Source organism: Clostridium sp. LXY-7 (genome assembly GCF_056172015.1).
Genome location: NZ_JBLLJL010000001.1, coordinates 854331 through 877644, shown reverse-complemented (window position 1 = coordinate 877644; position 23314 = coordinate 854331). Strand labels below are relative to the sequence as shown.

The following is a 23314-nucleotide window of genomic DNA, read 5'->3' as shown; positions in this document are numbered from 1 at the left end:
TTCTTTTGTCCTTTTTTGAAAAATATTCCCACAAAAAAACCTTTGAATTTTTTTGTATTTCTATATAGAATATAACTTATGACTTAGTAACATTACTTTTAAATTATAGCTCTCATTTTGGTATAAAATGTAAATACATAAAAAATTTTGTGGATAATTTTTATTGATTAATATAAATTTTTATTATATAATACCACATATAGTATTTAAGTTGAGTTGTAATACTATATATTGTACATAATTATTTTAGGTTTTAAAAAGTTATTTAGGAGGTGACCTGCTAATCATGTAATATGTGATTAGCTTTTATAATGAAAAATATTAATAAAGTAATTAAAAGATACTACACAAAGGCCTTAGAGAATAATGATACACTAACTGTTTATGAATTATTTAAATGGAAAAAGGTGGATGTGTTTTTAAAGGATCATAAAAAAGATATTATACTTGTAGATATGAAAGACTTAGAATTCCCTATAGAATATTCACAGAATGCTTGTGATATCATCGCCTCTAAATATTTTAAAAAAGCAATGGTACCTAACGAAGTAGGTTATGAAAATAGTTTAAAGCTTGTTGCTCATAGAATAGTGAATTTTTGGTGTGAAGCCTTAAAGGATGAAGGCATTATTGCTTCTAATGAAGAATTCAACATTCTTTATGATGAGTTGGTGTACTGCTTTTTGAGTCAAATGTATGCGCCTAACTCTCCTCAATGGTTTAATACTGGCTTAAAATTATCCTATGATATAGCTGGAGAACCTCAAGACAATTTCTATTATGATGAAAATTTAAAGAAAGTAGTTAAAAGTAAGGATAATTATAGCCGTACTCAAGCCTCTGCCTGTTTTATATTATCAATAGCTGATAGACTTCTTGGTTCTCACTCAATTTCTGAGCAATATGTAACAGAAACAAAACTATTTAAGGGTGGCTCTGGTACTGGAACAAACTACTCAACATTAAGAGCTAAGAATGAGCACTTATCTGGTGGAGGAGTATCTTCTGGAGTAATGAGCTTTCTAAAAGGCTTTGATAGAAATGCTGGCACTATAAAATCTGGTGGCACTACTAGACGAGCTGCTAAAATGCTTTGTCTTGATGTGGACCATCCTGAAATTATGGAATTTATAAATTGGAAAGCTGGAGAAGAAAATAAAGTCCGTGCTCTTGGAAAAATGGGATACGATTCTACTTTTGAGGGTGAAGCTTATGAAACTGTTTCAGGTCAAAACGGTAATAACTCCATAAGATTCAGTGATGAGTTTATGAGCAAGGTAGACAATCTTAATAATAGTCCAGATGAAGTGCTTACCTTAAAAGGAAGAGTAGATGATGCAATTAATAGAGATGTTAAAATAATGGACTTATGGGATAACTTTAACACTGCTGCATGGCAATGTGCTGATCCTGCTCCACAATTTGATGATACCTTTAATGCTTGGCATACATGTCCTGCTGGAGAAGATGGCAAATATGGTGCGAAACATAACAGAATTAATTGTACAAATCCCTGTGGCGAATATGCCTTCCTGGATGACACCTCTTGCAACCTTGCTTCTATAAATATGTATAAATTCTATGATTTAGAGAATAAAAGGTTTGATATTGAAGGGTATATTCATTTAGTTTCAATACTTCAACTAGCTCTTGAAGCTTCTGTTCATTGGGGACAATTTCCAACAGAAGATATAGCCAGAAAGACATATATGTTTAGAACCACAGGACTTGGAGTGGCTAATCTAGCTTCACTACTTATGGTTATGGGACTACCTTATGATTCTGAGGAAGCAAGAACTCTTTCTTCAGCATTAATAGGAATTCTTACAGCTGGTTCCTATGTAACGTCTGCTTATATGGCTGAAATTGTTGGGACTTTTGAAAAATATGATATAAATAGTGAATACATGATGAAAGTAATTAGAAATCATGCTAGAGTTTCTAAAGCTATAGATACTCCTTATGAAGAGCTACACTATACTCCTTTAGAAGTAAATCATTCTATTCTTGAAAATAATGATTTAAGTTATATTTCCGCTCCTCTTAAAAATTTATGGAGAAATGCTATAAAATATGGAGAAGAATTTGGATTTAGAAATGCACAGGTATCTGTAGTAGCTCCTACAGGAACTATTTCTTTTGCTATGGATTGTGGTGCTACCTCTATTGAACCTTATTTCTCTCACTTTATTTATAAAAAGCTATCTGGTGGTGGATTTATGACTATAGTAAATCCCGTAATAGAAGCTTCTCTTGAAAATCTAGGATATAATGAGGAAGAAGTTATAGATATAGTGAACTATATTTTAAGAAAAGAAGTAGTTAATGAAAATGGCTTTGAATATGAGAAGATTATAGATGGGAAAATAGAGGGTGCTCCTCACCTTAAAGAGGAACACTTACCAATATTCGATACTGCAAATAAATGTGGAAGTGGTGAAAGATATATATCTCCAATGGGACATGTTTTAATGATGGCAACTATTACTCCATTAATCTCAGGATCTATATCTAAAACTGTAAATCTTCCTAAAACTGCTTCTATAGATGACTTTAAAAAAGTAGTATTAGATTCTTGGAAACTTGGTGTTAAAGGTATATCTCTTTACAGAGACGGATGTAAAGCTAGTCAACCATTAAACACTACTATGGATGAAAACAATAATACCTCTTTAGAAGATTTAACTTATGTAGAACTACTTGAAAAGGCTAAAGAATTTCAAGCTAAGGTTAACTCAACTACCAATGTTATATCTACTAGAGAAAAACCTGTTGGCATAAGATATGGCACTACTCATCCTGCTCAAATAGATGATGTTAAAGTATATACCACAGTAAATAGACGCGAGAATGGTGATATATCAGAAATCTATATTACTACAGATAGAGAAGGTACAATTATAACAGGACTTTTAGGTTCTCTCTCTAAATCTATCTCTGTTATGCTACAATATCACGTGCCTGCTAAAGATATAGCTAAAATGCTTAGGGGTCAAAAATATGAACCTTATGGGTTTGTACAAAAGCATCCATATATAAAGCATGTTACTTCTATTTCTGACTTAATAAGCAAGATAATTGATATTGAATTAGGTGATTTCTCACGTTGCCAAATTAAGCCTGATGTAGCGCCAATCAATAAATTCCCTTTTGGCATAACTAATGCTGAAAATGAATTATCAACTACTAATATGTCAAATGAAAATAAAAAAACTTCTACAGAAGGTGAGCGAATTTACTCCGAAACTTGTTCTAGTTGCTCTAGTACTAGACTTGTTAAAAATGGCACTTGTAAAGTTTGTCAGGACTGTGGGACTACCACTGGATGTAGTTAAAAAATAAGCAATCGCTTTGCTCCTTAGTATAAAGACAACATAGTTGTATACCGAAACAACTATGTTGTATACTCAAACAACAATCTCATATCCTAATACAACTTTGTTGTATACTGAAATTTTTATTAAAATGTATATTTATATAATTTTACTTTTAAATAAAACTTTAAACGACTATTTATAAATTTAATATAAATAGTCATTTTTGTTACATATTGATATATAATTTGGAATATACTAATTTATAAGAACATTAGTTCTCTAAGAAGGTGAACATCTTGTAAATTAAAAATCATTATCCTAATGTTTGATTTTTGCACTTCACCCTCTGGCGGAAACTCCAGGGGGTTTTTATTTTTAACAAATTGTTACAAATAAATCCTTTTAAACTATCAGGAGGAATATAAATGGGCAGATACAATTCAAATATACTTACAACTAAATTTGTTCAAGACTATATAAAAGATAGACTTTGGGAAAGAGATAACTCTGATTAAGTTTTTCTACCTTTTTTAATTCAGTATTTTTAAGCACAGTAATTAAATTAGAAACTGTAGAATTTGCATAATGTTTACATTGCACTATTATAGTTTCTTTTGAATAATTTTTAAATCTAAGATCAATTCCGCCATCTGTACCTTTTCCAAAACGTTCTATATGGCAATTTGCATATATTTTTTGCAATATATCTCTCGTTAACTTTTCAAAATCTTCTGACTCTAACCCCTTCATATCATAACTCATTGTTATTAACTCTTTTTAATATATTAAGATTATTATTTCTTACAATACAATTCTTTACTTTCAACTTCTCATAATAGGCAAACTTAGTATATGAATAGTAGAAAATTAAACTATATTATTACCATTTTTAAATTCATTATCTATTACAATAATATCTTCTTGTACTTTTTTTCCTACATACCATCTTAAAGAAAAAAATTTCATCAAAATCTCTTATACTATTATCATAATCTTGTATTTTAAAATAGTTTTTCTCAATAATGCTAGGCAATTCTTTTCTTGCATCATCATACCACTTACCATATTTTCTATCATAATTTATCAATTTACTATTAGCACTACACTCATTTAAAATATCTTTTAAAAATATTCTCCAAGCAAATACTGAACTTATATCTTTAGGACAATAGTAATTACTTTTGTTTTTCGCTCCTCCAAACTACTTTGAAATCTGCTTTCCTGCATACTCCAATGATTTTTTTTCAAGCTAAGGGTTCCTCTTCCCCAAAATTGAATAGCTGATATTAACAAATGCTCTTCATTAATATTTTTATTACCTAATAGCTGCTCCTTTAGTATGTTTTGTTTTACAATTATACAAGACTTGTCCTTAGATATTCCAACATGATTTAGCACTCTTAAATATCTATTAACAGCTTCTTCTGGAGTTTCATATTCTAAATATAAAATGCTATTTTCTAAAAATTTATTTTCTTCAGCTCCTTTTATTGTCTTATTTATTTCAATCAACTTATTAGATAAATTTACAATAGGTTGACAACTTCTAAAGTTATAAATAAGTTCTAACTTTTTAAAATTTTTAATGTATTCAGATGTGTATTGAGAATCTAGTGCTACTTCTTTAAACTCGAATATAGATTGATTTATATCCCCTACAAAGTGTAATATTGTTCCTTTTTCTTTCATCTTATTTAAGATTTGAATTTCTATCCAAGATAAATCTTGACATTCATCCACTATAATTACTGGGAATTTTTTTACAATCTTTTGCGTTATTTTATCTATGTCCAATATTTGATATGCAATACAATTCATATCTTCATATGTTGCAAATCCATCCTTAAGAAAAATATTTTTACACTTTTGAAATTCATTATTAAAATAAACATTAGAGTAGTAATTACTATTATTATACTTTTTTCTATTATCTTTGATATGTTTTTGCATTTGGTCACTCTCATAATATTCATTTACTGATATCTTAATTTTATCAATTTTTATATGAAATTCTTCTTTTTTTTCATCGTAAAATATTTGATGAGCAAATATATCTATTCTGCTTCCACTCTTATTTATATATGGTATTGAACATTTATATTTTTGTAGCCAAGGATTAGTAAAGATACTTAAATCAATGTCTATTAATCCAAGAGAATAATCTCCATTTATACCCAAATAATTTATTTCGCTATACCCAAAAGGTTGAGCTATATATTTATGAATAAAACTACTTAAAGTGCCTATAAAATGAGGATGGAAATATGTCTTTTTACTAAATTGATTTACTCTTTCTTTAATAACATCTGTCGCATCATTGGTAAAAGTTAAAATAGCAATGCCATTTTTGTAACTATTCCATTTTTTTATTTCATAAGCTGATTTCATACCAACTACTTCTGTTTTTCCACTTCCAGGACAAGCTTCCAAAAGTGTATTTTCATTTATAGAAGATAAAATATACAGAAGTTGTTTTTCTGTTTTTTCTGATATCCTACAACCTTTTGCATTTCTACAAATATCATCTATATCCTTTTTACTCTTATAACACTCATCGCATTGTAAATCACTATTTTTTTGACATAATATTTTAGCTACTTGATTTTGCATTTCTTCTTTAATCACTTACATCACCACCACAAGCCCAGACAACTGCATTATATATGTATAAGGTTATCTATACTTACAGAAGATGCTAATATAGGAGAGTGTGTAGTAACAATAACTTGAGTGTTAGTATTTTGATTTGCCAATGTTTCAAGATGTTTTATTAGCTTTATTTGTAATTGAGGGTGAAGATGTGCTTCTGGTTCTTCTATAAGTAATACTGTAAATAAATCTTTTGCTTTTCCTGCTATTTGTAATTCAGCGAATACAGTTGCTATATATAACAAATTATTATATCCTAAACTATTTATTGCTACATCCCTAAATCTTTTAATGTCTGTGACATTTATTTCAGGGGAAAATACCATTTTAATATTTTCGAGTATTTTATTAAATGAAACATCTGCAAATTGTAAATTAATACTTTGACCAAATATTTCACCCATTGAATTTTTTATATTAGAATTTATATAATCCTTTGCTTTGGATATTTCTTTATAATTGTTATCTTCATTTGTTGTAATTTTATTATTAAATTCTGAAACTTTTTCAACTAAAGTTTTTTCATCATTTTTGTCTTTATACTGATGCTTTAGTAAAGTTGCTAATCTTGATTTTTTACCATTGCTTAACTTTTCCTCAGCATCCCTTAACGGTGGTAAGTAAATACAATCTATACAATGAAAAATTTCTTCTTCAAAAGCACTGGATTTAGAAGCACCACCCCATATATTCTTCTTAAAATAACCTTTTCTATTTGGATTACTATCAATCTCTAAATTCAATTTCGCCTTGAAATCTGCATCACACCAAGTCAAAAAAGTTACTTCTTCATCAGAACTTAATTCTTCTAAACTTATATCTATTTTGATGCTTCGTGACTGTTCATTTCCTTTAAACGATTTATAAAAATCATCTTCATTAATATTCATAAAAGAAAATTCATTTTCTCTTAAAATCATCCTTAAAGCATTTATTATTGTTGTTTTTCCTGAGGCATTCTCGCCGACTAATATATTTAATCCTTTATTTAATTGTATTTCAGATTTATTTTTACAATTTTTATATCCTTCAATGTTCAATTTTGATATATACATATCAAATTTCGCCCACCTTTTCAACTTCTAAATTATAGACAATATGTAACCTCTGTCTATTACCTCATCTAAAATATTCTATATAACACAATTCAACAATCGTCCATAAATATCCTTCTATATATACATAAAAAAGTAAAATACTCTAATATATTACTCTAGAAGTATTAGCTATTCTTTAACTTATAACATGATGCTCCAATATTACATTACTTAAGTACTCTATAAAAGTTTTAATAATCTTGATAACGCTGCAAACTGGTTATAAAAGATTTAATATTGCATATCATAAAATAATTATGCTTCAGTACACCACATAGTTGTATTAAAGAAAAACCCACCTATACGTTCAGTACAGGTGGAGTTCTATTTTTAACATTTATTAGGTTACGTAGTTTCAACGTTTATAAGAGTCTTTAGTATACCTCATAATTGTACGTGTACTGTTATAGTAGAAATATAATTAAGTTATGTTGTGATACAACTAAATTGAGTTCTATAAAATGAATATTTATGCATAAGTATTCAAATAAATAAAAGAAAAATCACTATTTGTTTTCAATTTACAAATAGTGATTTTTTACATATTATCACACCTTAGAGGACCAAGAAGAATAGGTGGTAATGGGTTTATGCTTTGCAAGTTTACGTTTTAATGAATATAATATTATAAAAAATGTAGCTACATCCAATACCCATATATTTAGCCAAGAAAAAGTCCATTAAAAATTACATCCAAATCTTTTTTTACATATTCTTGTAAATTATAAGAAAACTCATGAAGGCACCAATCAATAATGTCACCACGCACCACACGAATTAGAAATTCTGAAAGGTAATCGCAGGAAATGGAAGTTTTGATTTTTTTTTCACGGATACATTGATCTGTATATAGCCACACTGTGCGATAATAAAGTCTATCCTTCTCGATAGCATATTTAGTATGGGTGGAAAATAGTGCACGGTAAAGCTCGGTCACTAAGTTACCACCTTCTTTTACAAGATACTCAGTTTGATTTAACAGTACAAAGTATAGCATTTTCAAAGGATCAGTTTCGCTACAATTATCCAAAACTTCGGCTAAATATTTATCGTACATGCTAAATGCAATATTAATCATATCCTCTTTGGACTTAAAATGATGATAAAAAGCACCTGTTGAAATATTGGCTTCTGAGCAAATTTCTCTGATACTAGTATTTTCATATCCTTTTTCTTTCATTAATTCTAATGTAGTTCTCACAATTTTCATTTCTGTTTCTAGTGATTGTTTTTGTCTAAACGTTAGTTGTTTCAAAAGTTCCACTCCTAGCTTAAATAAAATAACAATACTATTATAACATATTTTCGGTTTGGTAAATAAAGAATGCTTTACCCCAAATTATATATTTTATAATTGACAGAATAATCAAATAATGTTATATTTATAACAAATAACAATGTTCGGTGAACATTGTTATGCGAAGGGAGTGGAATATATGATTGAAACGAAAATGAAATTGACGCAGGATGAACTAGACATTCTAAGTGGAAGTCAAGGGGAAAGTATGAGAAAGACAATGGAAACCCTTGTGAAATATGGGAATGCTTATGATTCAGAATGTCTTGTACCATTAGATGGTCCAATACATATGGTATGTTCTTTTGGAATGCCAGCATTTACACCTTTATTCAAGATTATGGAGAGTTATGTATCAGAGGGAATCAAAACTAAACTACCATTTACAGCAGATCCTCGTCCTATTGACTATAAGAATATAGAGACTAGTGAACAAGAAAAAAAAGCATTTCAAATGCTTTATTCTGATCAAGAAAAATATGAGAATATACTTAAAAAAATTGGCTTAAAGGATAACAATGCATTTAGTTGTACATGCTATTTGGATGAAGTTGGAAATATCCCTAAGCGCGGCGACGTGTTAGCATGGGCAGAATCTTCTGCAGTAGTTTATGCAAATTCTGTTATTGGGGCGAGAACAAATCGTACTTCTGGTGTAATGGAATTATTTAGTGGCATTATAGGAAAAACTCCAAAATTCGGGTTTCTAACAGATGAAGGACGTAAAGCAGATTGGACAGTTGAGATTAAAACTACAAAGAAACCTCGTCCTCAAATATTAGGTAGTGCTATTGGTATGAAGGTGGTAGAACAGGTACCTTATATTAAGGGATTAGATAAATATTTGGGTACAGAGTTGATACTTGAAGTAAAAGATTATTTGAAAGATATGGGGGCAGCAACTGCTTCAAATGGTGCAGTTGGATTATATCATGTAGAAAATTTAACTCCTGAAGCGAAAGATTTTGGTGAAAATTTAATACGTTCGAATGCAAAGACATATGTAATTGATGATGCAGAGTTAGAACGTGTGGTAGCATCATATCCTGTTATGTGGAAAGATATAAATGCAACCCCTAAGATGGCATTTATAGGTTGTCCTCATCTATCATTTACTCAGCTTTGTGAATGGACAGAAATTCTTGAAACTGCTTTAAGAAATGCAGATCAAGAAAACGTTAACATACCTACTGTTTTTTCAAGTGCACCAGATGTAATTAAAAAATTTGAAAAGACAGAATATTATAAGCGTTTGATAGCTACAGGAGCACAAATTACAGCTATATGTCCTTTAATGTATATGAGCAATCCACTTTGTAATACTAAAGAGGTTATTACTAATTCTAATAAATTCCGTACTTATTCACCTGCTCGCTATATGGATGACGATGAGTTAGTTCAAGTCATTGTAAAAGGAGGGATTAAATAATGAAAGTATTTCAGGGACGTTCAGTAATTCCGGGAGAACTAAAAGGTAAGGTTCTTGTTTCTCATAAAGGCTTTAATCCTTTAGCTGCCTTTATGAAAAGTATGACTGAAGGACAAAATCCATGTATATGTGCAGATCAAAATAATAAGGAGCTTTATGGCAAGCAACTCACTGGAAATATTATTTGTATTCCACAGGCTATAGGATCAACTACAGCAGGAATGATTATTCAAACAGCTGCAGCTTTAGGTGTAGAGCCAAAGGCTATTCTTTTTGCTCGTACAGCAGAATCATTGGCAATTGCTGGTGTTCTTCTTGCTGATGTTTGGGAAAATAAAAAAATTATTACTGTTGATGGTCTTGGAGATGATTTTCTTGAAACAATTCAAGAAGGCGATGAGGTAGAGATTACTCCAGATGGAATAGTAAGAATTTGTGATTAAACAATTTGGAAAGGGGAATTTTTATGAAAACTAAATTTGAAAAAATTTTTGAACCAATTACAATTAGGAAATTGACAATTAAAAACAGAACTTCAATGGCTCCAATGGGCTTAGTATGTTATTCTGATGCAAATGGTGGATTTAATGACGAGGCACAAAATTATTATATTGAACGTGCTAAAGGTGGAGTTGGTCTAATTGTTACAGGTATTTGTTGTGTAAACTATGAGGAGCTTCCACAGCAATCATTGCCTTGTCCAACACATAATCCTTTAATGTTTTGTAAATCTACAGCACAAATGGTAGAAAAAATTCATGCACATGATTCAAAAATTTTCCTACAACTTACTGGTGGTCTTGGACGTTCTGCAATGCCTGCATTTATAAAAAAGGCAATTGCACCTTCAGAAAATAGCAATCGCTTTGATCCAAGTATTAATCATAGAGAAATGACAAAGGAAGAAATTGAAAAACTAATTCAAGATTTTATAAAAAGTGCAGCTGTAGCAAAAAATGCTGGTTTTGATGGTGTAGAAATTCATGCTGTGCATGAGGGTTATCTTCTTGATCAATTTGCATTATCTATTTTTAATAAACGTACAGATGAATATGGTGGAGATTTACATAGTAGACTAAAAGTTGCTACCGATATTATAAAAGGTATTAAATCTGTTTGTGGCGTTGATTTCCCTGTATCACTTCGTTTTAGTGTGAAAAGTTTTATGAAGGGAATACGTCAAGGTGCACTACCAGGTGAAGAATTTATAGAAGTAGGTAAGGATTATGAGGAAGGGATTGAATCAGCAAAAATTCTTGTAGATGCTGGATATGATATACTTAATGTAGATGCTGGTACTTATGATTCTTGGTACTGGAATCATCCACCTATGTATTTTGGAAAAGGAATGTATCGTGAATTTGGACGTATTGTGAAAAAAGCTGTAAATGTACCTGTTATACTTTCTGGACGTATGGATGATCCTGAAATCGCCGTTGATGCACTAAATGATTGCTGTGATATTGTTGCATATGGTCGTCCCTTACTTGCTGATCCATATTTGGTAAACAAGATTAAAACAAATAAATTGGAAGATATTAGACCTTGTCTTTCATGTCATGATGGATGTATGGGCCGTATCGCTCATGGACTTCCTTTATCTTGTGCAGTAAATCCTGCTTGTGGACGTGAAGTTGCTTACGGTTTAACTCCTGCTGCTAGAGAAAAAAATATCCTTGTTGTAGGTGGTGGTATAGCAGGCTTAGAAAGCGCACGTGTTTGTGCACAACGTGGTCATAAAGTAGTGCTTGCAGAAGCTAGTGGACAACTAGGTGGAAATATTATTCCTGGTGGTGTACCGGACTTTAAAGAGGATGATCACAAGCTAATTGCATGGTATGAGAATCAGCTTGTACAATTAGGAGTACAAATAAAGAAAAATACTAAGGTAGATCGTGCTTATATTGAAAATAGTGGTGTGGATGTTGTAATTACAGCAACTGGATCTAAACCGATTCAACCAAATTTTGGTGATAAGAATAATATTTGTACAGCAAATGATGTTTTAAATGGAAAATGCCAAGTAGGAGAAAACATTACCATTATAGGTGGTGGCCTTGTAGGTTGCGAAACTGCTCTTTGGCTAGCACAAAAAGGTAAGAAGGTACGTGTAGTAGAAATGATGACAGATATTCTTGGCGGTCCACATGGCATACCATTTATGAATTATGATATGTTAAAAGATTTATTGGTTTATAATAAGGTAGATGTTTACTGCAAAACAAAGTTAATACAAGTAAAAGACAATTCTGTGATTGTAGAAAATGAGAATGGTACAAAAGAAATTGAGGCTGATACTGTAATCACTGCTGTTGGATATTTTAGTGAAAACAAATTACAGCAGGAATTACAAGACTCTTCTATTCCAGTTTGCAATATAGGTGATTCTCGTAAGGTTAAAAATATTATGAATGCTATTTGGGATGCTTATGAGGTTGCAAGAAGTATTTAAAACTATATAACTAAAATATTCCTCTATACAAAACAAATTAAGTCAGAGTATTAATTCATATGAACTAAAACTCTGGCTTGAATTTGTTTACGTCCCCCGTCAGGTTGTGAGAAAATGACATTTTAAGTTAAGTTCTAAACTGTATTTTTATAGTAATAACAGAGTTTTATGCTTTTCCTAAAAAAACTCACCCATACGTTCAGTACAGATGGAGTTGTATTTATTACATTTATTGGGATACCTAAATTAAACGTTTATAAAGGTTTTCAGTATACCTCATAATTGTAGTTGTACTTCCTTAGAAAAATACACAAATGAACAAAACCGAAGGAAGCTGGAATTAATCCAGAAATCCTTCGGTTTTATCTTGTTAATAAAGCAAAGAGCATTCCTCTTTGCTTTATTAAGTACTTTTGAGATACCCTATTTTTATTTATTTTTTCCATTTATAGTTTTTACCATGTCACTCCAATTATTTACATATTCCCCCAGGGCCCATTCTGCCATAATTATACTTTCATCATCCTCTAATGGAACTACTGCCATTGGTCTATGTGAAATATTATTATCCTTTACTTTATATATATAGAGATTATTTTTAGTTTGAATTATAAGCATATTTCCATTAGGAGATGCTATCGCATCAATAGCTGATGGAATTATATTTATAATTGAATTCCAGCTTGTATATAACTCATCGTGTCTTGATAAAGTATTAGGTACCATTGTAGGAATATCTACATCAATATATCCTTCATTTTTAAATATTGTATAGAACCTCCACATTCCCTTTACTCTTCTTATTCCAAAATTGGTAAATTTATTCAAATTGCTTATATTCATACTATTTATATTTTCTTGTCCTTTTAATTTTACATATACATTAATATCTTTCTTATTTATAATACTTTGTAAATTCACATCATATTCTTCATTATTATATATACCATCAATAGGCATGGTCTTTAAATAATTTAAGTGTATGCCATTTAGTACTTCCTCAATCTCAATGCAAATATAATCATTTCCTACAAAAGTTATAGCTTTATTTACTATTTCTCCATTATATTTATCCTGCACATTTCTACTAAGTATATTTGACTTATTTATTGGGTATATTTCTATGTTATCTTTATATCCTTTAGGATCTAAGGATCTATCCGTATCTACCTGCCAAAAACCACTTTTTCTTGGAAGTAAAATATCTGTATCCTTTACATAGCTAACTTCACCATCATTAGTAACCCAAATAGTTCTATATGTGGATTTTTCATTTTTATCTTTATAATCTCTTCTAATACCTAGCAACACACCACTATTTAATGCCTTATAATTTCCATCTTTACTTTGTGGCTCTATATTAGTAACATTTTCCTCGGACCCTCTAACCTTTCTAAGATAAACTATTCCTCCATAATAATCCATAATAGCCTTATCCTCTGACATTATTATTATATCCTTCACATATATATCCATGTAATTAATGGTCATAACTTCAATAGTATCACTGGTTATCCCTAGTACGGAGGGTGTAATTCCATAAGTAGTCTGCATATATTGTAAAGCTGAAATCATCTTTACTTTATAATTGATGTTCTCATAGTACACATCTGGGAATTCCACAAAATCTTCACTAAAGATCATATATGTATTTTTAAATGTTTCGTCTATTTTAAGCTCTTCTCCTCCTTTAGAGATATATCTTTCAATACTCCATTGCCCTATCAGTGGATTTTTTTCTAAAGGACTAACAATATTATTTGCCATAGATAATTCGATCCCATTACATGCAGTTATAACAATACAAAATATTATAACTAACATTGATACAATAAATTTCTTCATATTCTATCTCCTACAACGGCAATGTTATAATTACCTTAGTCCCTTGGTGCACTTCACTAAGTATTTCAAAATTACCGCCATGTAAATTAATTATTTCATCACAAATAGATAATCCTATACCATTGCTAGAATTAATATTTTTCCCTTTAAAGAACTTTTCTTTAATTCTTGGCAAATCTTCTCTAGATATACCTTGCCCATTATCCTCTATTATTAAAGTTAAAGTGTATTCTTCCTTTTTTAGAGATAATCTAATCTCTCCTTTATAGGGTGAAAATTTTATAGCATTATCTAATATATTAATTAGCACTTGCCTCATCCTATTTTCATCAATTTCTATCTGGCATTCCTCTTCTAAATCTAATTTTAAATCTATACCTTTATTGGAGAATTTATGGGTTAATTGCTTTACTGTATTTACTGTAATTTCACTGAAATTTACCAATTCTTTATGAAGGGATATTTTCCCTGATATAAGTTTAGAAAAATCCAATAACTCTTCTACTAGAAAAGTTAATCTTTCTGCTTCTTCTTCAATTATCTTAAGTCCATCCTTAATTTCTTCAACATCATCTAACCTTGAAGAGTTTAAAACTATAGCCCAACCTTTAATTGAGGTAAGTGGTGTCCTTAACTCATGAGAAATTGATGCAATAAACTCATTTTTTAAACTTTCATTTTTTAATATTTCTTCTGACATATAGTTTAAGGTATCCACTAAATTTCCAATTTCATCTTCAGAGTATTTAGGTATTTTCTCTTTAAAATTTCCACCTGCCATTTTTTCTGCTCCAGTACTAACTACATTTAATGGCTTAAGTATACTATTAGATATAAATAGACTAACAGTCGTAGATATAATAATTACTAATAGTCCCATTAATACAAGTATATTAGTGACTCCATCTATACTTCTATCAATATTTCTTGTAGAGGACATAAATCTTAGCACTCCATTAATTTCTGTATCATAATACAATGGGTAAGCCACACTAATAATATTCTCATTATTATTAGTGAATTGAATCACATTATTATTCCTATCTATACTTCCATTAAGTGCATTATGAAATTCTTTAGTAGTTACTAATTCCTTAGGTATATTCCCTGTAGAGTCCATGAGAACTTTTCCCGTTACATCTATTACCTGAACCTTAGCTTGAGTATTTCCCCAAGATACATCTGTGTTATTAAATATATTTTCATATACACTATTAGATGATAAATAGTTATTATAAAATTCAGCTGAAATTTTTATTTGACTATATATGGTGTCCTTTAAATTTCCATAGTAATATCCTCTTATAGTGGTATATAATATAATCTCAATTATAATTACAGTTATTAATATGATAATTACATAACTCCCAATTATTTTTTTCCTGAGAGAAAGCATTAATTATCCTCCCTCCATCTATATCCAGTTCCCCATACAGTTTCAATGAACTTTGGCTCAGGTGGTTCATTCTCAATTTTGCTTCTAATTCTTCTAATATTAACATCTATGATTTTGTTTTCACCTATATAATTGTATCCCCATACCATATCTAAAAGCTCATCTCTACTAAAAGCCTTATTTGGATTCTCTATAAATATTTTCATAAGTAGATATTCCTTTGGAGTAAGTTCTATCTCATCATTGCCCTTGTATACCTTTTTACTATACAAATCTATTTTAAAAGGCCCTGACCATGCAAATTCTCTATTATTTTTATTTATTTTTACTACTCTTCTAAATAATGATTTAACTATGGCTATAAGTTCTAATGGATTGAAAGGCTTTACTACATAATGGTCAGCTCCATATTCTAGACCCATAATTTTATCACTATCCTGTGCTCTAGCTGTAAGCATTATTATTCCTGTATTTTCATTATTCTTTTTTAATATCTCACATACCCTATATCCATCTATTCCTGGTAACATTATATCTAATACTACTATATCCGGATTCTCTTCTATTGCTTTTTGTATACCTTCTTCACCTGTAGCTGCTTCAAAAACCTGAAAATTCTCTCTTTTGAAGCTTATCTTTAAAAATTTTCTTATAGACTCCTCATCCTCAATAAGCAATATTTTATTCATACACCCTTCTCCTTATCTCACTTCATATAAAAATCACCAATAATATTATATTATTGGCGCTATAATTTTATATTATTTTTCTTCTTTATAATCTTTCACATCTATTATTGTTGAATCACTATAATCTATGTCAATTTCTCCTCTATTATAATCTTCTTTTGATTTATCTGAACTACCATTATGCTCCATCCCATTAAACTGTTCTTTACCAATTTTACGTATTTTAAACTTAAAATATATCATAGCTAGTACTATAGCTAACACAATAAATAAGCCGACATACATTACTCCTTTTATAAGAAATCCAAAAAGTCCTAATACAAATGGAGATACAGCTATTAGCACTATACATACCAATGCTACCTTTAATAATGTCTTAAACTCTAAACCATTCATATAAATACATTCCCTTCATAAGTTATTGTAAGCCACCATCTACATTAATAATTTGTCCTGTTATGTAGCTACTATCATCTTTTGCTAAAAAACATATCAATTTAGCCACTTCTTCTCCTCTTCCAAATCTGCCCATAGGAATCTCCTCTTCTAATGCCTCTTTATCCTCAATAGCCATCCATCTATTCATATCTGTGGCTATAACTCCTGGTGCTACTGCATTGACTCTAATGTTATTAAGTGCCATCTCCTTTGCTAATGCCTTAGTAAAGGCATTAATAGCACCCTTTGATGCAGAATAAATAACTTCACAAGCTGCTCCTAGATTTCCCCACATAGAAGATACATTTATTATATTTCCTTGCTGACGACTTATCATGTGAGGAATTACATTATGGGTAACATTATATACAGATTTAAAATTTACTCCCATCATACGATCAAACTCTTCCTCATTAACATCCATAAATAGCCCTATGCTAGAAATTGCTGCATTATTTACAACTATATCAATTTTGCCCATTTTGCTTATAGCATCTTGTATCATATGCTGACAAAATTTATAATCACTTACATCCCCTTTTATTATTTTAGCATATCCACCCATATTATTTATACATTCCATAGTATATTTTGCACTTTCATCATCATTTTGATAATTTAGAAGCAAAGTTGCCCCTTCTTTAGCTAATTCAATAGCTATGCTTCGTCCTATCCCCCTAGTTCCCCCTGTTATCAAAATTACTTTACCACTTAAATTCATTTTTCTCCCTCAGATCCTATATGATTTTTCTCATAACTTCAATACATTTAAATTCTATAATAATAATTAACTTTTTTCTACTGATTTTACAATAGGATATTAATTTTAACGCATATTTCATATTTTATTTAAAAATATAGAAATATTCTAAATTAATGACGATATATATATCAATTAGAGGGTCATACCCTCTTTATTATTATATCATAATATGTTATGATATTGATGATTTAAAATAGAAGGAGGTTTTAATTATGTCTTACAAAATTACTGATGCATGTATATCATGCGGAGCTTGCGAATCTGAGTGTCCAGTTAGCTGTATAAGTGCTGGAGATGGAATATACGTTATAGATGCTGACGCTTGTATCGAATGTGGTGCTTGTGCTAGCGTTTGCCCAGTAGGAGCTCCTGTTCAAGATTAATTTGAACTGAACTCAAGATAAATGTACTAGCAAAAACTAGTGCATTTATTTTTTGCTTTTAATTTTAATATTAAATATAAATTTTATCTTTTACTATAATATATTTCCAAAGCCATCACCTAAAACTTCATGTACAGTATAGATTATTACAAAAGCTTCTGAATCTACCTCTTTTATATGAGTTTTTAATTTTAAAAACTCCTTTTTATTTAAAACAGTGACTATAATCTCTTTTTCTTTCATATTATAAGCGCCTTTTCCTTCATATATTGTAGCACTTCTATTTAGCTCTTCAATTATAAATTTTTTAATAACCTCTCCTTTACTACTTATTATTTCTACCTTCTTGATTATGTTTAACCCCTCTATAACATAGTCTATGGCAAATCCATTTATAATTACTCCTAAGATAGCATACATTCCTGTTTCTGTCCCAAACGCTATTATAGCTATAAGTGTTACAATACAATCAATTATTAATAAACTTTTACCTATATCTATATAGAAGTATTTATTAAGTATTTTAGCTGGTATATCCGTACCCCCTGTAGATGCATTTCTATTTAATACAATACCCATACCTATGGCTCCTATAATAATTCCAAATATTAGATTAATAAAAATATCTCCAGTTAATGGAGCTTTCATAGGAATCACAAATTCCATAGCCCCAATAATTACTGAAAGCATTAAGCTGGCATAAATAGTTCTAACTCCAAAATCCTTTCCTATAAATATAAATCCTATAATAAAAAATATTATATTACCAACAAACATGATAATCCCAATTCCTAGTTTAGAAAAATAATAATTTAGTACCATAGCTAACCCAGAAAGTCCTCCTGCTGCTAGATTATCTGGCACCAAGAAAAAATGAATACTAATTGATATTAGTATTAACCCTAATGTTATTACTATATAATCAGTTATAACTTTTTTCAACTTAACTTCTCCTCCTAAAATTCATTATCTTTTATTGTTTATGTACACATAGTTTAATAAAGACATTTATTAAATTTTATTTCTAAATTCTTCAATATTATATATTAAAACTGTAATTATCTATGTTATATTTTAATTTAATTATCATGAATATATCTAAAAACAGGAGATAGATTAATCTATCTCCTGTCTTAACTTTTATGTCATTTACAACAAAAGCTGGAACATTCAGTTTCTCCACAGATACAAGCAAAACGCCCAGATATATCCACATGTTTAGCAGAGCATCTATAATTGTAGTTGTACATACAGTTGGTTGCCTTACAACTAATATCTATCTGTGGATTAGGTGTATGACAGCTTGTAGGTGCACTATTTTTTTCTGCAAAGCTATCACAACATGTCTTTGCTGGATATGTCGCTTGCTTTCCTCCTACTTTGATTGCTCCTACACAACAACAGTTATGATTATTATAAGCACAATTCTCTACACAACAATTTAAGCTTGTCATTACAATGTCACTTCCCAAATATCATTTTAAATTAGTATTACTTTTATCTTTAATTTTTATACTTCAATTATAATTTTGAATCATCACCATAATCTTATACAAGTCTCTACTTCAATAAATAATAAAATTTACTTGTAATTAATTAATACAAAAACTATTATTTGAATAACAACTATTAGCGGCATTCCTAAAACAAAATACCAATGCTTTGTCTTATGTCTAAATATGATCATAGAAATATAAACCCCTAAAGCTCCCCCTAAAATTCCTATAATAAATAACTTCTTTTCTGGAATTCTCCACTTCTTTTTTACGGCATATCTTTTATCCATAGCACACATAACAAATCCAATTAAATTAGCAAGTAAAAAATAACTAATCAGTATATTCATAAAATTCCTTTCTCCTAATCAAGTAACTCAATAATTCCTTCTGCACTTTTAATTTCAGACTGAAGAATATTAAATATATTATCTACCTAATTTTATATACATAATTAATGTAAAATTCCTAGTAAATTTAATATTCATTGTGCATAAACTATTATTCTTTAATTATATATATATTGAAATAAAGTTTCTACTATTTTAAAATGACTTTCTCTACGACATGAAACTTCAACCAAAAGATTCAAAACTTCCCATGAGTTTTGAATTTAGTTCAAAATTTTATATTTATTTAATATTAAATCTAAGTTAAATCTTTTATTATTTCATGTACAAATTATATTAGTTTATATATAATGTTCTTATTTAGTTAACAAAATTAGGAAGGTGACCAAACTATGATAAGCGACTTAAATCTAGAGATTAATGAGCTTAAAGAAAAAATTAATAGAAAAAAATATCTTAGAGGAGTTTTGGACAAGTTAAAAAAGAATTTAATTACTGAAAAAGAACAGCTCAATAACCTAGAATCTCAACTTAAAAAAGAAAATCTTGATGTTGAAAATCTAAAAAAGATGAGTTTAACCTCATTATTCTATACATTACTAGGACGTCGTGAAGAAAAAATTGATAAAGAAACTCAAGAGGCACTAGCTGCTCAATTTAGATACGATTCATCTATAAGGACCGTAAAGGAAATTGAGGAACATATTTTAAAAGTCAACGATGAACTTTCTCAGTACCATGGTTGCGAAAATGACCTTGAAGATGTGTTAGAAGAAAAGAAGAATCTAATACTTAAGTCCAATAATCCTAACGCTAAAAAAATAATAGTTCTTATAGATGATGAAGGTGAGATCTTTTCAATAATAAAGGAATTAAAAGAAGCCATATCTGCTGGAACTAATGTATATAACAGTTTAGATGCAACCATTAAAAGCTTAGAAAATGCTGAAAATTTGGGAACTCTGGATAGGTTTGGAGGCGTATTTCTTTCTGATGGCTCTAAGCATGGATACATCGATGATGCAAACCACCAAGCTCAAACTACTAAAAGACTTCTTCGTAAATTTAATGCTGAGCTCAGTGATGTATGTAATGTATATGCTAAAGATATACAAATTGGCTCTTTCACAACTTTTGCCGATTTTTTCTTTGATGGCATAATCTCTGATTATATAGTGCAACCCAAAATTTCTGAATCCTTAGAGCATACAATACAAAACAAAAATGAAATTAGCACTATACTTAATAGGTTAAATAATAGATTAAATATAGAGAATGAAAAACTTCATAACGTTGAAAATAATTTAAAAACTCTTATTGAAGAGGCTTAATTATCACATTATAATATATTTAAAATGCTTAAGGGCATTACGAAGGAGTTTCCCCTGAAACTCCTTCGTAATGCCCTTAAGCATTTACATTTTAATCTTCTAATAATTTATCTTTTAGCGATAATATAGAACTCATCATTACTACTAAACAACCCACACTGGTAAAGGCCATAATTATTGCCATTACTTTCCCTTGTACAGCTACAGGATAAATATCACCATATCCAATGGTTGTAAAAGTTATTAAAGTATAATAAAACAAATCAAAGTTAGTTATAACTCCACCTCTCTCATTTATATAGGCTCCTGGATAAGAGCTATTTATAGTAACAACTCCTAAAAACAAATTTAAAACAATAACACAAACTAAAAGAAAAGCTCCTATCCAAATACTTCCTAATAATAAATTTTTATCTTCTTTTATTCTGCTTGATTTTAGAGTAAACCTCATTGGATTTATAGTAATTCTAAATAAAACCTGTAAATTTAAAAAATACGCGCCTATTAGTCCAACAAGAATTAATATGTACATATTTTTATCTTCAATTTTATCTACTATTAGAAGACAACTATACATAATTAACAATCCATGACTTATTATAAGTTTCCAACTAATTTCTTCCCCTCTAATATTAGCTATAAACTTAGTTACTCTCCCTAATATAAGCATAGGTGTACCAACACTAAAGTATATTATTGTTGATATGCTTAATAAGCCTAATATAGCTCCAATGATTGCTTGAACCTCAGTTAAATTTAAATTTTCTTGGAGTTTATAGTAACAGGTAGCACCTATCATATATGAATTAATTGACATAATACTAAATATAATTATTTTATTTAATATTTTTTGTTGCTTAAAAAAACTTATGTAAATCTTATTTATAGCTCGAATAAAATTTAAAATAACCTTTTTTTTATAAAATAATGGTGTTATTGCTTTTAAAATAAGTATTATGGAAATTATGATTATACCAATCCTTATCATCTCAAATTTCTCCCTACATACCATTTTTAATATTACTATTTAATATTGATATAAAATTTTAGTTTTATACTAATATTAAATATGTAATACAAGATCAATACAAATTTATACATAATTTATATTATTTATTACTTATTTCTTTTAAACTTTATTTTTATTATATTTTACAATATTGTAAATATAATTTTATTATATAATAAATTACATAAAATTTTATTTATATACATTTTTTTCATTTATATTAATAGAGTTTCATGCTATAATATTTGATATGCAACTTAATAATAACATTATTGTTACATTAATTTCATAGCTTCTTATATAAATAAACAAATATTCATTAGATTTAATTAATTATATTAGAAAGAGAGAATTATTATGGCAGTTATAATTGAAAGCTTAGAAATTTATCATCCAACTAAAAAATTAGATAATAATTATTCTACCAATATTTTTGGAGATGATATTTTAAATCTACTAAACCATTTAGGCAGATCGGAGAGATTTGTAGTTGATAATAATAAAGAAAATACCCTAACCATGGGCCTTGAAGCAAGTAAAAGATGCCTAGAAAAGGCTAAAATTTCTCCTAATGAACTTGATACTATTGTTTTTGTAAGTGATACTCCAGAATATTTAATACCAACAAATGCATTAATGTTAAGAGGATTATTAGGTGCTGATAATTGTAGTTTAGTTTATGATATGAATGATTCTTGTATAGGCATGATAACGGCTATTGACCAAGTATCTTCTTATATGGAGCATAGAGGAAACTATAAAAATGCTTTAATTATTGGAGCATCCTATGGTAGTAATAGTGCACAAAAAGGGTGTCCAATTGTAAATACTACAGTAGGCGATGGTGCTGCATCTGTGCTATTAAAAAAATCTTCAAATAATGATTCATCAGGAGTAGTTGATGCACTCTACCATACAGATTCTAAAAATCGCGATTTTATGTTGTTTCCAGAATGCGGATTGTCCAATATCACGGATTCCAATATAGATATCGAAAATAAAAAATTCAAATGGACTACTCACGATGTTTCCTATTTCAGCGACCAGTGGTATAGACTTATACTAAAAATTTTAAACAAAAATAATACTGATTTAAAAGAAATTGATCATTTTTTCTTTTCCCAGTTTTCTCATGCAGATATAAAGGATACTTTACAAAAGCTTGGTGTAGATAATTGGAAGGATAAATATACCTTTATTGCAGATAAGTATGGTTATACCGGTAACACCAGCCCCTTCTTTGCTATGTATGAGGCGCTGAAAAATAACAAAATAGGTAAAGGTGACAAAGTAGTGTTTTGTTCAGTTGGTGCTGGCTACACTATGGGAGTCATGATATATAATATATAATATATAAATTAGGAGGGTTTACT

General features: G+C 29.3%; 21 protein-coding genes. 7 read left to right on the top strand and 14 right to left on the bottom strand.

Annotated elements, in window-relative coordinates; genetic code table 11:
* Positions 1–311 precede the first annotated feature (311 nt).
* Complete coding sequence (locus ACI48Q_RS04155) at positions 312–3335, top strand: vitamin B12-dependent ribonucleotide reductase (RefSeq protein WP_474917783.1); 3024 nt, start codon at positions 312–314, stop codon at positions 3333–3335.
* Between the two features lie 438 nt (positions 3336–3773).
* Here the strand turns inward: ACI48Q_RS04155 and ACI48Q_RS04150 are convergent, their stop codons facing one another.
* The 5 genes from ACI48Q_RS04150 to ACI48Q_RS04130 form a co-directional block, all read right to left on the bottom strand.
* Entirely contained in the window at positions 3774–4079 is a 306-nt protein-coding gene (locus ACI48Q_RS04150; protein WP_474917782.1) for a restriction endonuclease, read from the bottom strand.
* Between the two features lie 136 nt (positions 4080–4215).
* On the bottom strand, positions 4216–4404 hold the full coding sequence (locus ACI48Q_RS04145) for a hypothetical protein (protein ID WP_474917781.1): 189 nt from the start codon (positions 4402–4404) through the stop codon (positions 4216–4218).
* Positions 4405–4469: 65 nt separating this feature from the next.
* Positions 4470–5942 (bottom strand): UvrD-helicase domain-containing protein, encoded by a 1473-nt coding sequence (locus ACI48Q_RS04140; RefSeq protein ID WP_474917780.1) that lies wholly within the window; start codon positions 5940–5942, stop codon positions 4470–4472.
* A 32-nt stretch (positions 5943–5974) separates the two neighbouring features.
* Positions 5975–7021, bottom strand: coding sequence for an ATP-dependent nuclease (locus ACI48Q_RS04135; protein WP_474917779.1), 1047 nt, complete (start codon positions 7019–7021; stop codon positions 5975–5977).
* 703 nt (positions 7022–7724) lie between these two features.
* The gene (locus ACI48Q_RS04130; protein ID WP_474917778.1) at positions 7725–8318 is read right to left on the bottom strand and encodes a TetR/AcrR family transcriptional regulator; all 594 of its coding nucleotides are present in this window, start codon (positions 8316–8318) and stop codon (positions 7725–7727) included.
* A gap of 181 nt (positions 8319–8499) precedes the next feature.
* On the opposite strand from ACI48Q_RS04130, the gene ACI48Q_RS04125 reads away from it, so the two are divergent.
* Genes ACI48Q_RS04125 through ACI48Q_RS04115 form a run of 3 tightly spaced genes read left to right on the top strand, consistent with a single transcriptional unit; the run spans position 8500 to position 12241 of the window.
* A complete protein-coding gene (locus ACI48Q_RS04125; RefSeq protein WP_474917777.1) occupies positions 8500–9789 on the top strand; it encodes an aconitase X in 1290 nt (429 codons plus the stop codon).
* Positions 9789–10232, top strand: a complete 444-nt coding sequence (locus ACI48Q_RS04120) for an aconitase X swivel domain-containing protein (protein ID WP_474917776.1) — start codon at positions 9789–9791, stop codon at positions 10230–10232. Before ACI48Q_RS04125 ends, ACI48Q_RS04120 begins: the two co-directional genes overlap by 1 nt.
* Positions 10233–10255: 23 nt before the next feature.
* A complete protein-coding gene (locus ACI48Q_RS04115) occupies positions 10256–12241 on the top strand; it encodes an oxidoreductase (protein ID WP_474917775.1) in 1986 nt (661 codons plus the stop codon).
* A 429-nt stretch (positions 12242–12670) separates the two neighbouring features.
* On the opposite strand, the gene ACI48Q_RS04110 is transcribed toward ACI48Q_RS04115, so the two are convergent.
* The 5 genes from ACI48Q_RS04110 to ymfI all read right to left on the bottom strand — a co-directional run bounded on the left by ACI48Q_RS04110 (position 12671) and on the right by ymfI (position 17330).
* Entirely contained in the window at positions 12671–14086 is a 1416-nt protein-coding gene (locus ACI48Q_RS04110) for a hypothetical protein (protein ID WP_474917774.1), read from the bottom strand.
* A gap of 10 nt (positions 14087–14096) precedes the next feature.
* Positions 14097–15482, bottom strand: a complete 1386-nt coding sequence (locus ACI48Q_RS04105; RefSeq protein WP_474917773.1) for a sensor histidine kinase — start codon at positions 15480–15482, stop codon at positions 14097–14099.
* Complete coding sequence (locus ACI48Q_RS04100; RefSeq protein ID WP_474917772.1) at positions 15482–16171, bottom strand: response regulator transcription factor; 690 nt, start codon at positions 16169–16171, stop codon at positions 15482–15484. The genes ACI48Q_RS04105 and ACI48Q_RS04100 overlap by 1 nt, the downstream gene beginning before the upstream one ends.
* Positions 16172–16243: 72 nt before the next feature.
* Positions 16244–16567, bottom strand: a complete 324-nt coding sequence (locus tag ACI48Q_RS04095) for a hypothetical protein (protein ID WP_474917771.1) — start codon at positions 16565–16567, stop codon at positions 16244–16246.
* A 22-nt stretch (positions 16568–16589) separates the two neighbouring features.
* Positions 16590–17330 (bottom strand): elongation factor P 5-aminopentanone reductase, encoded by a 741-nt coding sequence (gene ymfI, locus ACI48Q_RS04090; RefSeq protein WP_474917770.1) that lies wholly within the window; start codon positions 17328–17330, stop codon positions 16590–16592.
* A gap of 254 nt (positions 17331–17584) precedes the next feature.
* Here ymfI and ACI48Q_RS04085 point away from each other — a divergent pair, with 254 nt between their 5' ends.
* Positions 17585–17755 carry a DUF362 domain-containing protein gene (locus ACI48Q_RS04085; protein ID WP_474917769.1) on the top strand — a complete coding sequence of 57 codons (171 nt, stop codon included), beginning with the start codon at positions 17585–17587 and terminating at the stop codon, positions 17753–17755.
* A 93-nt stretch (positions 17756–17848) separates the two neighbouring features.
* On the opposite strand, the gene ACI48Q_RS04080 is transcribed toward ACI48Q_RS04085, so the two are convergent.
* From ACI48Q_RS04080 to ACI48Q_RS04070, 3 genes are all read right to left on the bottom strand, one after another.
* Complete coding sequence (locus tag ACI48Q_RS04080) at positions 17849–18697, bottom strand: YitT family protein (RefSeq protein ID WP_474917768.1); 849 nt, start codon at positions 18695–18697, stop codon at positions 17849–17851.
* 203 nt (positions 18698–18900) lie between these two features.
* Positions 18901–19209 (bottom strand): DUF1540 domain-containing protein, encoded by a 309-nt coding sequence (locus ACI48Q_RS04075; protein WP_474917767.1) that lies wholly within the window; start codon positions 19207–19209, stop codon positions 18901–18903.
* Between the two features lie 128 nt (positions 19210–19337).
* Positions 19338–19601, bottom strand: a complete 264-nt coding sequence (locus tag ACI48Q_RS04070; protein ID WP_474917766.1) for a DUF1294 domain-containing protein — start codon at positions 19599–19601, stop codon at positions 19338–19340.
* Positions 19602–19993: 392 nt separating this feature from the next.
* On the opposite strand from ACI48Q_RS04070, the gene ACI48Q_RS04065 reads away from it, so the two are divergent.
* On the top strand, positions 19994–20932 hold the full coding sequence (locus tag ACI48Q_RS04065) for a hypothetical protein (RefSeq protein ID WP_474917765.1): 939 nt from the start codon (positions 19994–19996) through the stop codon (positions 20930–20932).
* A gap of 91 nt (positions 20933–21023) precedes the next feature.
* Here ACI48Q_RS04065 and ACI48Q_RS04060 read toward each other — a convergent pair whose 3' ends face one another.
* Positions 21024–21920, bottom strand: a complete 897-nt coding sequence (locus ACI48Q_RS04060) for a potassium channel family protein (RefSeq protein WP_474917764.1) — start codon at positions 21918–21920, stop codon at positions 21024–21026.
* Between the two features lie 378 nt (positions 21921–22298).
* Between ACI48Q_RS04060 and ACI48Q_RS04055 the strand changes: the two genes are divergently transcribed.
* Entirely contained in the window at positions 22299–23291 is a 993-nt protein-coding gene (locus ACI48Q_RS04055; RefSeq protein ID WP_474917763.1) for a 3-oxoacyl-[acyl-carrier-protein] synthase III C-terminal domain-containing protein, read from the top strand.
* The last annotated feature ends 23 nt before the right edge of the window (positions 23292–23314 follow it).

Bases quoted from the DNA above. Each gene is read 5' to 3' on its own strand.
- ACI48Q_RS04105 (WP_474917773.1), bottom strand. From the start codon at position 15,482: ATGCTTTCTCTCAGGAAAAAAATAATTGGGAGTTATGTAATTATCATA.
- ACI48Q_RS04115 (WP_474917775.1), top strand. From the start codon at position 10,256: ATGAAAACTAAATTTGAAAAAATTTTTGAACCAATTACAATTAGGAAA.
- ACI48Q_RS04155 (WP_474917783.1), top strand. From the start codon at position 312: ATGAAAAATATTAATAAAGTAATTAAAAGATACTACACAAAGGCCTTA.
- ACI48Q_RS04150 (WP_474917782.1), bottom strand. From the start codon at position 4,079: ATGAGTTATGATATGAAGGGGTTAGAGTCAGAAGATTTTGAAAAGTTA.
- ACI48Q_RS04125 (WP_474917777.1), top strand. From the start codon at position 8,500: ATGATTGAAACGAAAATGAAATTGACGCAGGATGAACTAGACATTCTA.
- ACI48Q_RS04070 (WP_474917766.1), bottom strand. From the start codon at position 19,601: ATGAATATACTGATTAGTTATTTTTTACTTGCTAATTTAATTGGATTT.
- ACI48Q_RS04120 (WP_474917776.1), top strand. From the start codon at position 9,789: ATGAAAGTATTTCAGGGACGTTCAGTAATTCCGGGAGAACTAAAAGGT.
- ACI48Q_RS04055 (WP_474917763.1), top strand. From the start codon at position 22,299: ATGGCAGTTATAATTGAAAGCTTAGAAATTTATCATCCAACTAAAAAA.
- ACI48Q_RS04100 (WP_474917772.1), bottom strand. From the start codon at position 16,171: ATGAATAAAATATTGCTTATTGAGGATGAGGAGTCTATAAGAAAATTT.
- ymfI (WP_474917770.1), bottom strand. From the start codon at position 17,330: ATGAATTTAAGTGGTAAAGTAATTTTGATAACAGGGGGAACTAGGGGG.
- ACI48Q_RS04060 (WP_474917764.1), bottom strand. From the start codon at position 21,920: ATGATAAGGATTGGTATAATCATAATTTCCATAATACTTATTTTAAAA.
- ACI48Q_RS04135 (WP_474917779.1), bottom strand. From the start codon at position 7,021: ATGTATATATCAAAATTGAACATTGAAGGATATAAAAATTGTAAAAAT.
- ACI48Q_RS04110 (WP_474917774.1), bottom strand. From the start codon at position 14,086: ATGAAGAAATTTATTGTATCAATGTTAGTTATAATATTTTGTATTGTT.
- ACI48Q_RS04095 (WP_474917771.1), bottom strand. From the start codon at position 16,567: ATGAATGGTTTAGAGTTTAAGACATTATTAAAGGTAGCATTGGTATGT.
- ACI48Q_RS04065 (WP_474917765.1), top strand. From the start codon at position 19,994: ATGATAAGCGACTTAAATCTAGAGATTAATGAGCTTAAAGAAAAAATT.
- ACI48Q_RS04075 (WP_474917767.1), bottom strand. From the start codon at position 19,209: ATGACAAGCTTAAATTGTTGTGTAGAGAATTGTGCTTATAATAATCAT.
- ACI48Q_RS04085 (WP_474917769.1), top strand. From the start codon at position 17,585: ATGTCTTACAAAATTACTGATGCATGTATATCATGCGGAGCTTGCGAA.